This window comes from Halanaerobium sp. (genome assembly GCF_003070835.1).
Genome location: NZ_QBLR01000086.1, coordinates 1 through 13,352, shown reverse-complemented (window position 1 = coordinate 13,352; position 13,352 = coordinate 1). Strand labels below are relative to the sequence as shown.

Annotated in this window: 13 protein-coding genes; 11 read left to right on the top strand and 2 right to left on the bottom strand. The window is 34.2% G+C overall.

Annotated features, from left to right (window positions below; all coding sequences use genetic code 11):
- Nucleotides 1-285 precede the first annotated feature (285 nt).
- The 11 genes from CI949_RS10170 to CI949_RS10120 all read left to right on the top strand — a co-directional run bounded on the left by CI949_RS10170 (nt 286) and on the right by CI949_RS10120 (nt 11,758).
- Entirely contained in the window at nt 286-915 is a 630-nt protein-coding gene (locus tag CI949_RS10170; protein WP_089719400.1) for a hemolysin III family protein, read from the top strand.
- A 21-nt stretch (nt 916-936) separates the two neighbouring features.
- The gene (locus CI949_RS10165; protein WP_166635235.1) at nt 937-1,248 is read left to right on the top strand and encodes a PTS lactose/cellobiose transporter subunit IIA; all 312 of its coding nucleotides are present in this window, start codon (nt 937-939) and stop codon (nt 1,246-1,248) included.
- Nucleotides 1,249-1,276: 28 nt separating this feature from the next.
- Nucleotides 1,277-1,645, top strand: a complete 369-nt coding sequence (locus tag CI949_RS10160; protein WP_089723052.1) for a VOC family protein — start codon at nt 1,277-1,279, stop codon at nt 1,643-1,645.
- Nucleotides 1,646-1,815: 170 nt separating this feature from the next.
- Nucleotides 1,816-2,997 carry a hypothetical protein gene (locus tag CI949_RS10155; protein ID WP_089716800.1) on the top strand — a complete coding sequence of 394 codons (1,182 nt, stop codon included), beginning with the start codon at nt 1,816-1,818 and terminating at the stop codon, nt 2,995-2,997.
- Between the two features lie 62 nt (nt 2,998-3,059).
- Entirely contained in the window at nt 3,060-4,298 is a 1,239-nt protein-coding gene (locus CI949_RS10150; RefSeq protein WP_089716801.1) for a M20 family metallo-hydrolase, read from the top strand.
- Complete coding sequence (locus tag CI949_RS10145; RefSeq protein WP_089716802.1) at nt 4,295-5,482, top strand: M20 family metallopeptidase; 1,188 nt, start codon at nt 4,295-4,297, stop codon at nt 5,480-5,482. Before CI949_RS10150 ends, CI949_RS10145 begins: the two co-directional genes overlap by 4 nt.
- 2 nt (nt 5,483-5,484) lie before the next feature.
- Nucleotides 5,485-6,651 carry a M20 family metallopeptidase gene (locus CI949_RS10140; RefSeq protein ID WP_089716803.1) on the top strand — a complete coding sequence of 389 codons (1,167 nt, stop codon included), beginning with the start codon at nt 5,485-5,487 and terminating at the stop codon, nt 6,649-6,651.
- A 232-nt stretch (nt 6,652-6,883) separates the two neighbouring features.
- Nucleotides 6,884-7,849 carry a YafY family protein gene (locus CI949_RS10135; protein WP_073160957.1) on the top strand — a complete coding sequence of 322 codons (966 nt, stop codon included), beginning with the start codon at nt 6,884-6,886 and terminating at the stop codon, nt 7,847-7,849.
- 461 nt (nt 7,850-8,310) lie between these two features.
- A complete protein-coding gene (abc-f, locus tag CI949_RS10130) occupies nt 8,311-9,984 on the top strand; it encodes a ribosomal protection-like ABC-F family protein (RefSeq protein WP_073160955.1) in 1,674 nt (557 codons plus the stop codon).
- A 214-nt stretch (nt 9,985-10,198) separates the two neighbouring features.
- Complete coding sequence (locus CI949_RS10125) at nt 10,199-11,065, top strand: ADP-ribosylglycohydrolase family protein (protein ID WP_073160953.1); 867 nt, start codon at nt 10,199-10,201, stop codon at nt 11,063-11,065.
- A 39-nt stretch (nt 11,066-11,104) separates the two neighbouring features.
- On the top strand, nt 11,105-11,758 hold the full coding sequence (locus CI949_RS10120; protein WP_081374645.1) for an aspartate/glutamate racemase family protein: 654 nt from the start codon (nt 11,105-11,107) through the stop codon (nt 11,756-11,758).
- A 91-nt stretch (nt 11,759-11,849) separates the two neighbouring features.
- Here the strand turns inward: CI949_RS10120 and CI949_RS10115 are convergent, their stop codons facing one another.
- Both CI949_RS10115 and CI949_RS10110 read right to left on the bottom strand, forming a co-directional pair.
- A complete protein-coding gene (locus tag CI949_RS10115; RefSeq protein WP_089723049.1) occupies nt 11,850-12,947 on the bottom strand; it encodes an ABC transporter permease in 1,098 nt (365 codons plus the stop codon).
- Nucleotides 12,948-13,021: 74 nt separating this feature from the next.
- Nucleotides 13,022-13,352, bottom strand: a 331-nt coding sequence (locus CI949_RS10110) for an ABC transporter permease (protein ID WP_290765943.1), incomplete at its 5' end; no start/stop codon positions are given.

The following is a 13,352-nucleotide window of genomic DNA, read 5'->3' as shown; positions in this document are numbered from 1 at the left end:
AGCTAGGAAATTATACCTGATGGTTTGTTGTATATAATATTTATAGTTTCATAATTTCCGCTATCAACAAAATTTAACCTTACTATATTACAGATTGTCCGAAGGACATTTTGTTCATTTTAATGATATTTTAAGCTATAAATGGTATAATATTATCAGAGATAATTATAAGTTAATTAAATTATATTTATAAATTGTAAAAAGCTTAGCTGAATACTTTTGTTTCTAATGTAATAATTATTAAAAGTATCAAAAAGTGAAAGTAGAGAGAATGGAGGTTTAAAGATGAGAAAAGAAGAGCAGGTTTCATTTTATTCTCATTTTGTTGGTTTTATACTGGCTTTAATTGGTTTAGTTCTGTTAATATTTAGGGCTTTAGAGAGTCCTGATAAAATAATTATAGCTGCAGTTTATGGTGCTTCAGTAGCATTTTTATTCTTAGCCAGTTCTTTGTATCATGCTTTTAAAAAAGAAGATGATGAAAATTCCATCTGGCGCAAGCTAGATCATTTTGCAATTTTCGTAATGATTGCTGGTTCCTACACACCAGTAGCCTATCTTTATTTAGAAGGCTGGCTAAAGTGGACAATAATTGCAGTTCAGTGGGGATTGGTCTTAGGAGGTTTTTTCCTAAAGTTTATGTATTTTAAAACTCCAAGAATTTTATATACTATAGTTTATCTTTTAATGGGTTGGGTTGGTATTTTTGCTTTTCACCAACTGTTTATGACAATGCCAACTGCTAATTTGATTTTGATGTTTGCTGGTGGTTTATCTTTTACTGCAGGAGCTGTATTTTATATTATAAAAAAACCAAAAATTACACCGATGTTTGGTTTTCATGAAATTTTTCATTTCTTTATCTTAGCAGGAGGAATACTGCATTATATTATGGTATTTATTGCTCTAGGATAATAGATTATTAGGAGGATATTGATGGAATTACAAAATGATTTGATTGAAATTATTTCATTAAGTGGAAATGTAAAGAAAAAATTTTTAAAAGCTGTTAAGTATGCGAAAAATGATGAAGCAGAAAAGGCAGAAGAAATTTATCGAGAAGCAGATGATCAATTAATTAATGCTCATCTTAAACAGACAGAATTAATAAAAAAAGAAGCTAATGGAGAAAAAATAGAAAGCAGTTTAATGCTGACACACGCTCAGGATCATTTAATGACAGCCATTTTACTAAGAGACATGGCAAAGGAATTTATGGATTTATATACCAGGCTCGAAAATGAATAAATTTAAGATTAAAAAAGGAGTTGGTAATTTGAGTTTTTTATGGACCACAATTAAAGTTAAAAACTTAAAAGAATCAGTTGAATTTTACCGAGATATTGTTGGTTTAGAGGTTCAGAGGCGGTTTGAGGCTGGCCCGGAGACAAAAATTGTATTTTTAGCAGCTGCAGATGGACAAACAGCTGTCGAACTGATTGATGATCAAAATCAGACTGAAGTAGAGCTTGGAGCAGATATATCTCTGGGATTTGAAGTTGATTCGCTTGCCGAAAAAATGAAATTTGTTGAAGAAAAGAACATAGTAATTCAGAGTGGACCTATTTCGCCGAATCCAAAAATTGAGTTTTTCTTTGTATTAGACCCAAATGGTCTCAAAATTCAATTTGTAGAAAACAAATAACTTTTTAACTGCTGCTGGCAATTGCCAGCAGCTTTATTAATTTGTAGTTATTTAGCTAATTTTTAATTATTGAAAATCCTGATTATTTAGCTTGTAATTATTGTCATAATAAATAAACTTTGTTATAATCAGTAACAAATCAGAATTTAGTAGTCTAGGAGGAGAAAAATATGGATTTTAGTGTAACACAAGCATTTAGTATTGTTTTGTTGATTTTGGCAGTTGGTGAGTTGGTATCTATGAAAACAAAGGCAATGATACCATCGGTTTTTGTTTCAGCAGTATTATTTATAATTGGTTTTTGGACAATTTTGCCGGGTGACATAGTAGCTCAGAGTTCTTTTGCGACTCCAGTTGTTTATTTATCAATGTATTTGCTTTTAACTCATATGGGAACTTTAATGAGCTTAAAAGAGCTTTTAGCACAGTGGAAAACATTGGTAATAGCTCTTGCTGGTATAATAGGAATTATAACTTTAACAATGACCATTGGTAATCTTCTATTTGGCTGGGAAAATGTTGTAGCAGCAACCCCACCATTAACTGGAGGAGTAGTAGCTTCTATTTTGATGTCAACAGCAGCCGCCGAAAGGGGCCTAACTTCGATAGCTGTTTTAGCAACAGCAATGTATGTTATTCAGGGCTTTTTTGGCTACCCTATAACATCTTTTCTACTAAAAAAAGAAGCGGGTAGGCTGGCAGATAAAATTAAGAGTGGAGAAATTGAGATGACAAGTACGGGGGAAGAGGAAGCTGACAAAGAAGAAAGTAAATTTAGGATAATTCCTCCCTTACCAGAAAAATATCAAACAACATATGTAATTTTATTTAAATTGGGTCTGGTAGCAGCTTTATCAGTAATGGCCGCTCCGATTTTGCATCTAAATGAATTTGTAGTCTGTATGTTATTTGGAGTTATTGGAAGAGAAATAGGATTTTTAGAAGAAAAAGCACTGGTTAAATCAGGATCCTTTGGTTTTTTAATTACAATTTTAATGGCTTTTATTTTTGCTGGTCTTTCTGATGCTACACCTGAGATGTTAACAGAGATTGCAGTACCTTTATTTGGGATTATTGTACTTGGTATATCAGGGATGGCAGTGGTTTCCGCTTTAGTTGGTAAAGCCTTCGGTTATACAAAGGAAATGTCTATTTCGATAGCTATGACAGCACTTTATGGATTCCCTGCAAATTATATCTTAACTATTGAATCTGCCAGAGCAAATACTAGAAATGATGAAGAATATCAGTATGCTGTAGATGAAATGCTGCCAAAGATGTTGGTAGGTGGATTTGCAACAGTAACTATAGCCTCAGTAATCATTGCCGGTTTCTTTGTTAAGTTACTATAAATTTAAACTTATTTTCAAAATAATTAATATAAGCTAAAATAAGAGAGGAGAGAGTAGATAAAATGTTAACAAAAGTAGAGAGAATAAAAAATGACATAGAAAATTTAAGTCAATTTAATGCAACACCAGGTCAAGGATTAACACGTTTTTCTCTGACTAAAGAGGATCGAGCTGCTAGAAATTATCTAAAAAATGAACTGCAGAAGTTAGATGTAGAAATTTATGAAGACGCTGCAGGTAGTCTGGTTGCTAGAAGAGAAGGTACTGATAAAGATGCACCTGTTGTTATGGTTGGTTCCCATTTTGATTCAGTTAAAAATGGTGGTAATTTTGATGGACCAGCAGGAGTAATTATGGCACTGGAAATTTTAAGAGTGCTTGATGAGAATGATATAAAAAGCAAACATCCCATAGAATTTATAGCAATGATTGAAGAAGAAGGTGGCCGTTTTGGTGGCGGAGTCTTTGGCAGTCGGGCAATGACCGGTCAGGTAGATTATCAGGAACTTTTAGATTTTAAAGATGAAGCTGGAATTTCAATGGCTGAAGCTTTTGAGGACTTTGGTTTTGATCCTAAAAAAATTAAAGAAGCTGAAAGAGATCCCAAAAAACTTAAAGCTTTTATTGAACTTCATATAGAACAGGGGCCTGTTTTAGAAAATGAAGGCAAAGATGTAGGGATAGTAGATTTTATAGTTGGTATTAATCAGATTAGAGTTAAAGTAGAAGGGCGTGCAGATCATGCAGGTACGACTCCAATGGATATGCGCAAAGATGCCCTGTCCTCAGCTGCAGAGGTTATTTCTGAGATTAAAAACTTTGCCTTTGAAGCCGGCTCAGGGACAGTTGCTACAGTGGGCAGTCTTGATGTCAAACCAGGAGCAGCCAATATTGTTCCAGCAGAAGTAGAATTTTCTGTTGATATCAGATCCAAAGAATTAAATTGTATTAAAAAAGTAAGAGCTGAAATTGATCAAGCACTGGCAGATATTGAAACGAAATATGCTGTAGATTATTCGGTCAAAGAGATGTTAATGGTTGAGCCAGTTGAATTGTCAGCAGAAATTTTTAATACATTTAAGAAAGAATCTAAAAAACTAGATTTAAATACTAAAGAAATGATAAGTGGTGCCGGCCATGACGCAATGATAATGGCAGCAATTACCGATGTTGGTTTAATCTTTGTTCCCAGCAAGGATGGTAGAAGCCACACCGCAGAAGAGTGGACTGATTATAAAGATTTACAAAAAGGAATTGAACTTGTTTACCATACGGTTTTAAAGGTTGGTGAAGCTGAATGAGTAGGGTAAAAGAATTAGCAGAAAAATATTTTGATTATGCTGTATCTATGAGAAGGGAGTTTCACAGACATCCAGAGCCAAGTATGAAAGAAGAAAGAACCTGCAGTCGAGTTATAGAGGAGCTGGAAAGTTTGGGTTTGAAACCAAAAAAAGCTGCAGGGACAGGTGTTGTCTGTGAAATTAAAGGAACTAAAAAAGCTAAAAGTAGTAAAATTGCTGCCTTAAGAGCGGATATGGATGCTTTAGAACTTGAGGAAAAAAATGAGATAGAATATAAATCAGAAAATGAGGGTTTAATGCACGGCTGCGGCCATGATGGTCATACAGCCAGTTTACTAACAGCAGCTAAAATATTAAATAATCTAAAATCAGAATTTGCTGGGACTGTTAAATTGATTTTTCAGCCTGGGGAAGAAATTGCAGTTGGAGCAAAAACTATGGTTGGGGAAGGAGTAGTTGAAGATGTGGATGCTATTTTTGGTATTCATGTCTGGAATGACCTAGAAAGCGGAAAAATTTCTGTAGAAGCTGGCCCCAGGATGGCTGCTGTAAATCAATTTATTATTAACGTTAAAGGAAAAGGTGGTCATGGTTCAATGCCATATCAGGGGGTTGATCCCATAATGGCAGGAGCTGCTGTAGTTATGAACTTACAGACTATTGTCAGCAGAGAGTTTGATCCAATGGAGCCTGCTGTTTTAAGTGTGGATATCTTCAATTCAGGTTCAAAAGCTAATGTTTTACCTGAAAACTCTTATTTAGAAGGTACAACTAGATGTTTCAGCAGAGAAATTAACCAGAATTTTGAAGAAATTATAGGTAGGGTTGCTCAAAAAACTGCTGCCAGCTATCGGGCTGAAGCGAAATTAGAGTATAATAAAATGACTCTTCCTTTAATTAATGATCAGGAAATTTCAGCAATTGCACATAAGGCAGCAGCAAAGTTTTCAGGTCAGGGTTCAATAGTTAAATTAGATAAAACAACTGGTGGAGAAGATTTTTCTTTCTTTGCTGCAGAAGTTCCAGCAGCCTTTGCCTTTGTTGGCTCCAAAAACAAAGCTAAAGGTGCTGATGCTCCCCATCATCATCCAGAGTTTAACATAGATGAAGATGCTTTAAAAACTGTTTCTGGATTATATGCACAATTTGCCTTAGACTTTTTAAATAAAGGGGAGGTCGAGTAACAGTGGATTTCAAAAATATATTAGCAGAACAGGAAAAATATGTTCTAGATTTAAGAAGAGAATTTCATATGCACCCTGAAACAAGCTGGAATGAAAAAAGAACATCTAAAAGAATAAAAGAAGAACTAGCAAAAATGGGAATCAGTTATCAGGAATATGCAGATACAGGAGTAGCTGCTGTTATCAAAGGTTCAAATGCTGGTAAAACAGCTGCCCTACGGGCTGATATGGATGCTCTGAAAGTAGAAGAAAAAACTGATTTAGAATTCAAATCAAAAAACGAAGGTATTATGCATGCCTGTGGTCATGACGGCCATACAGCAATGCTTTTAGGTACTGCCAGAGCCCTTTATGAAATTAGAGATCAGCTAGCAGGTAATGTCAAATTAATTTTTCAACCAGCTGAAGAAATGGTACAGGGAGCAGCTAAAATGGTGGAAGAAGGAGTCTTAGACGATGTTGATGGAATTATGGGAATCCACCTCTGGGCTGATCTACCAACAGGTAAAATCAATGTTGAAGCAGGACCGCGTATGGCTTCAGGAGATTATGTGATAGTTGAGTTCACAGGTAAAGGGGGACATGGTTCAATGCCTCATCAGGGAGTTGATCCAATAGTTATGGCTTCTTCATTTGTCTTAGATTCACAGGCGATTTTAAGTAGAGAAACTAATTCTTTAGATCCTGTTGTCTTAACATTTGGTAAAATGAAATCAGGAAGCAGATTTAATGTTATTCCAGATAAAGCAGAAATTGTAGGAACTTTAAGATGTTTTAGCGAAAAAACAAGAGTTCAGGCTTCTAAAGCAATTAAACGTTATGCAGAAAAAACTGCCAAAGCATATAGAGGAGAAGCTGAGGTTACTATACAAAAGGGTACTCCTCCTACAATAAATGACCAAAGAGCTGCAGAAATAGCCCGATCTGCTGCACAAAAAATAATAGCTGCAGAAGATTTAATAGCGATGGACAAAACAACAGGTAGTGAAGATATGGCCTATTATTTAAGAGAAGTTCCTGGAGTGATTGCTTTTGTTGGTGCCGGATTTGAAGATGAAGAGCAGAACTATCCTCATCACAATTCAAAATTTAAGATCAATGAAGATAGTTTAAAAACAGGAACAAGCCTTTATTTTAATTTTGCTCTGGAATTTTTAAGACAGTTTTGAGCTTAAAATTTTTAGATTATGATTATCCTTACTTATTTTGAAGTTTAGTAGATTGGAATCTTATAAGTAGGGATTTTTTTATTTCAGCAGAAGCACAAATTTTTCCTATTTTTCCTTGTTATTTTTAAAGGATTGTTCTGATTTATCACGAATATATTTATTAAAGTAAATTCCTATATTTGCTAAATTTTACGACATAAATTGACAAAATATTTTGAAAAGAGGTGGCTTAATGGCTGATAAAAATCGAATATTTAGGATTATAAAAACAATAATGCTTTTAAATGAACCCTATAAGCACTGGGAAGCTAAGGATTTTGCTGAGTATTTTGAGGTTTCCGAGAGAAGTTTTCATCGGGATAAACAGGTGATGGAGGAGCTGGGAGTTCCAATCTATTATGATAATCATCTCAAGGAATATAAAATTTTGGACAATTTTCGTTTTAAAGCACCAAACTTAGATCAAAAAGAAACAGAGGCAGTGCTCTTAGCAGCCAAAGAATATCAAAACCGCAGTTTTCCGATGAAAAAAGAGCTGGAATCAGGTCTGGCTAAAGTCTACAATTCTCTGCCAGAGTTTTTAAAAAGCAGTATGGGAAGCTACATAAAAAATTATGAGATTATATCAGATCCTTTTGTTGAGCTGGAAGAACACCAGCAGAAATTTGATAAGTTAAAAAAAGCAATCAATGAAGGAAAAAAAATTAAAGTTAACTATTATTCAATGAGCAGCAACCAAACAACAAAAAGAAAACTTGACCCTTATAATTTATTTTTCAACAAAGGAGCACCTTACCTTTATGCCTATTGTCATCTAAGGGAAGAAAAAAGGATATTTAGAATTGACAGAATTAAAAAAATCAAGCTAACAGCAGAATCTTTTGAGCTGCCTGATGACTTTTCTCTCGTAGAAGAGCTTGATAATGCCTGGGGAGTTGAACAGGGTAAAGAGGAGATGAAAGTAGAAGTTAAATTTAGTGATCGGGCAGCCCGCTTTGTTCCCGAATACCACTGGAGTGACAAGCAGGAGATTGAAAACATTAGTGAGAATGAAATTATATTTAAGGTTAAAACCAGCAGCAGAGAAGAAATTAAAAAGTGGATTCTTGGTTATGGCTCAGAGGCAGAGATCCTGCAGCCCGAGGATTTGCGAGTGGAAGTGCATCAGGAAATAGAAAAAATGCTGGAGAATTATTAGAAAAACAGGTGTATGCGACAGGACGGTGTCGCTGGGGGATGGTAATATCACATTTGTGGTACCACAAATAAAGCTAAGGAATTTGCGGATAAATGGTCTATGGGAGATTTAGCATATATAAGCGGTTATTTCGTCAGATCAAAATCAAGAAAAATTGGTGGAATGAATCAAAAGCTGAAAATGATCAAAAAGTTTTCGCTTAAATAAGTTTGAATTTTGAAAAATCCCCTTGTTTAAAATTAGAATTCATGATAATATAAAAGAAAAATTAGAGGTGAAATATTTAAAATAATGCACATCAATACTTTAACCATTCAGTAATTAAAAACTTAAGCAACAAACTGGTTAGAGTATTATAGCTATATATTTCCATAATTTAACATATGATCACTGAAGAATTATAATCTCTTCTTATGTTCTAATACTTGACCGGTTTGGGTATTTATATAAGGAGGGATTTTTTGTTATTATTAGAAACTAAAAAATTAGAAAAGTGGTTCGGAGCGCGCAAGTTATTTTCAGATATAAATTTCAATATTTACTCTGGTGACAGAATTGCTTTAATTGGCCGTAATGGAACTGGTAAAACAACAATGATTAATGTTCTCTTAGGCAGAGACATAGACTTCAGTGGTGAAGTTAATAAAAAAACAAATATTGGCTATCTACCGCAGTATTATAATTACTCAGAAGAACAGACAGTAGAAGAATTTCTGACAGAGAAGACATATGATTATGGTGAATTCCTTAAGTTGATGAAGAAGTTTGGCTTTGAGGTAGGTTTTCTGGATCGAAAAATTGCAAAGTGCAGTGGTGGTGAGCAGACAAAACTTCAGTTAATTAGATTGCTCGCAGCTCAGAAAGTTGATCTCTTAATTCTTGATGAGCCAACAAATCATCTTGATTTAGAAAGTAGAGACTGGCTGGCTTCATTTATTAGTGATTTCGAAGGAGCTGTTTTAATAATATCTCATGACCGGTATTTTTTGGATCAGACTGTCAAAGAAATTTGGGAGCTCAATCAGCAGGAGTTAAAAACTTACAGCGGTAATTACAGTGAGTACAAAAAACAAAAAGAAATTGAGCTGCAGCGCCAGTATAGAGAATATGAAGAATATCAAGCCGAAAAAAAGCGGCTAAAACAGAGGAAAAGAAAACAGCAGCAGTTTGTACAGAAAACTGATGGCAAAGGCAAAAGAACAGATTCGTTCTGGCATGTAACCAAAGGTTCAGACCGCCGCAAGGGACGCTTTGCCAAAAGAGTTAAAAGTCTTGAATCACAGATAGAAAAACTTGAGCAGAAGGAAAAGCCATTCGAACACCGTCAGATTAATCCTGATTTTGAGCGTAAAGAAATTGCTTCTCAAATAATTGTTGAAGCAAAAGACCTAACTAAGTCGTTTATTGATTTAAATTTATTTGAAAACATTAACTTCAAAATTGAAAAAGACAGCAAAATTGCTCTGATGGGAGCAAATGGAAGCGGTAAATCTGTACTTTTAAAAATTATTTTAGAAAATATAAAAAAAGATTCAGGCGAACTGCTTAAAAGTTCTCAGCTTAAAATAGGCTACTTCTCGCAAAAAATAGAAAATTTAAATCCAGATAATACATTACTGGAAGAGATGAAACTTAAAAATCCTGATAAAGATCAGGAAATCATTCGAACTTTTCTGGGTTCAATGCTCTTTGAAGGAGAAGATGTTTTCAAAAAAATTAAGGACCTCAGCATTGGTGAGAGAGTTAGAGCTGCCTTTGCTGTACTTTTACTTGGCAAATTCAATTTACTTCTTTTAGATGAACCCTTAAACCACCTGGATATTGAATCAAGAGAAATTATTGAAAAAGCGTTAAAAAACTACAATGGTGCCTTTGTAGTTGTCAGCCACAATAGATATTTAATTGAAGAAATTGCTCAGGAGATCTGGCAGCTTAAGGAGGGAAACTTAGAAGTTTTTCCTGGCAGCTATAATCAGTACCAGAAATTTAAAAAAGGTGAATATAAAAGTGGTGAGGATCTGGACCAGGAAATTATCCAGATGAAAAAAGCTGAATTATATGCCAAATTAGAAGAAGCTTCTGCAGAAGAGAAAGAGAAAATAATTAATGAACTTGAAGCTTTAAGAGATAGATAGAATATTAAGTATAATCAGAAATCATGTTTCTTAAATCAAAGTTTTTATATACTTAAATAAAGAGCAGTAGGAGGAATAATGAATAAAAAAATTATTGTTTAAAGGCTGGGAAATCTAATATCTCTCTTAGTTGTAATTGATTTAATTTAAATCTATAAAGAGAAAGATTATAATTAAATTAGAATATAATCAGACTTTAATTGGAGGGATAATTATGCCAAACAAAAGAAAAGATTTAATAAAAGCAGTTTTTATTGCAGATGCACTTTCATTCGGTTCTCACTGGGTCTATGATACAGAAAAACTTGCAGATAGCTATTCAGGGATTATTAAGAGATATACTGATCCAATGGCTAAATTTCATCAGGGCAAAAAAGCAGGAGATTTATCTCACTATGGAGAACAGGCTTTTGCTCTCCTGCAGTCAACTAAAGATAATAATGGCTTTGATTTGAAACAGTTTAGAGATGACTGGGTTGAGTATCTTGAAAATAATGAAATGTATATGGACCATGCAATGAAAGATTCATTGGAAAAATTTAAGGGTTCAGAAACTCTGATTGGAGCTGACAATCATGAATTAGGTGGAATTGCCCGCAGTCTGCCTCTGTTTTTAGAAGAAGATATTAGTCAAAAAGAATTTTTAGATCTAGTTCATTTAACTCATAACAGTAAAGTTGTTGATCAGACAGCAAAATTTATTTTTGCTGTAATTAAGAATATATTGGCAGGTAAAGATTATAAAGAAGCCATAAAGGCTAATAAAGATTTAAATCAGTTTACTGCAGATAGCTTTGCCAAAATCGGAAGCAAAGATGAAATTGTAGCAAATGCGGATGACCGTGGTCAGGGTTGTTCAACTGAACAGGGTTTTCCAATTGTGCTTGATGTTTTGTGGAATGCTGATAATCTCCTTGAGGCCTTAACGCTTAACATTATGGCAGGTGGAGACACTTCAGCCAGAGCAATGGTAATTGCTGCAATAATGGCAGCAACTTCTGGACTTGATAATGTACCAGAAAAGTTAATTACTGGTTTTAATAAATCAGAAGCTGTCAAAGAATTATTAGCAAAATATTAAATTTTATGATTAAAAATTTAAACTAGGAGCTGATAAATCTTGGCTAAAATTGCTTTAATCCATACTACACCCGTAACAGTAGATTCTTTAAATAAACTGATTAAAGAGAAGGATTCAGAAATTGAGATTATCAATATAGTAGATGATTCAATTTTACCGGAATTAATTAATAATGAGGCGGATATTAGGCTAGTAGAAGAGAGAGTTAAATACTATATTCAGACTGCGTCTGAGCAGGGAGCAGATTTAATTATGAGTGCCTGCTCATCGATTGGAGAGATTTTTGATAGTGAAAATAAAAATTATGAAATTCCGGTAATGCGAATAGATTCTGCAATGGCCGAAAAAGCAGTGGAAAATTCTAAGAAAATTGGAGTAGCAGCGACATTAGAGACTACGCTCAAACCAAGTATTGAGCTTATTCAGAAAAAAGCTGCTGCAGCAAAGAAAGAGGTAGAAATTAAAACTGTATTAGCTGATTCTGCCTATCAAGAATTAATGGCAGGAAATGAAGATCAGCATGATAGACTTCTTGCCAAAAAATTAAAAGAATTGGCAGCAGAAGTTGATATTGTTGTGCTGGCTCAAGCTTCAATGGCCAGAGCAGTAAAAGTGCTGCCAGCAGAAATACAGGGTAAATTTTTAACCAGCCCTCAATTAGGTACTGCAGAGGCAGCTGCTAAATTAAAATAGAATAATTTTCAAATATAAATCCCCTTCATATAATTCAGATTAGATTAAAATTGATCTGAAGCTGAAGGGGATTTTAGTTTAAATATTAATATTAATATTTCGGATCAAGTGCATCTCTGAGGCCATCACCTAAGATATTATAGCTTAAAACAGTAATGAAAATGAATAAACCGGGTAATAAAAGCCAGGGAAAATCTGAGATCTTAGTTATATTCTGAGCTGCGCTGAGCATATTACCCCAGCTGGCAGAAGGCTCCTGGATTCCGAGGCCAATAAAGCTTAATCCACTTTCCATAATAATATAGCCCGGAATAGCAACAGTTGCCCTAATTATTACGTAAGTTGCTGTAGATGGAAGAATATGTTTTAAGATGATTCTTTTATCATCAGCGCCTACTGCTTTAGCTGCTGCAATATAATCTTCACTTTTAACAGATAAAACCATACCCCTAATTACCCTTGCCATACCTGCCCAACCCTGAAAAGCTAAAATAGAAACGATTAAAAAGAATCTAAAAGCAGAAGAAAGGTCAAGCGGTAGTACAGCAGCCAGTGCTAAGAGTAGATAAAAACTTGGGATAGACATTATCACTTCTACAGCTCTCATAATAACTGAATCAATAAAACCTCCGTAATAACCTGAAATTCCGCCCATGATTAAACCAATAAAAGTAGTAATAAAAATGGCAATAAAACCGATAAATAATGAAACTCGTCCACCATATAAGATTCTGGTAAATAAATCCCGGCCGTAATTGTCACTGCCTAAAATAAAAATAGGTTGATCAGCCTCGACCCCAAATAAATGAATATTACTTTTAAAAACACCTAAAAGCTGATAGCTCTCACCTTGCTTCCAGAATTTAATTGGATATTTCTTTTCTTTATTTACTTCATATTCAGCCCACCCTTCTTTAACTTTGGTTCCATAAATATAGGGTGAAGTTAATCCATTTTCATCAGTGAAATGAATTTTAGTTGGTGGATGAAAGAACTTGTTTTTAAAGTTTTTTGTTGAACTGTAGGGAGCAAAAAAAGGCGCAAAAATTGCTAAAAAATAAAGTAGAAAGATAATCACGGCAGCGGTCAGGGCAAATTTATTTTTTAATAATCTCGCTAATTTTTTCTGCCAGAGAGTTTTAGTACTATTTACTTTTATTTGATCATCTAATTTTAATTTATGCTGCATATTAACACTCCGGTAGCTTAGTATTTATTAAATTTAGATCAATACAAATCAGAATTGATTTTAAGTATTTTAGGTCAATGATATTTTATCCTGGGATCATTTAATGCCAGCAGAATATCTGCAGCTAAATTACCAATAATCAGCATTAAACTCCCCATCATCATTCCGGCCATCGCTAAATATAAATCTTTAGATCTGACTGCAGTCAGCATCATTCTTCCTAAACCCGGCCAACCTGTTACGATCTCTGTCAAAGCTGCTCCACTAAAAAGAGAGCTGAGCTGAAAACCAAAGATTGTTATCATTGGATTAATTGCATTGCGAACAGCATGTTTATAGATTACTTTTTTTTCTTTTAGACCTTTAGCCCTTGCTGTTCTAATATAATCTTTATTAATTACATCA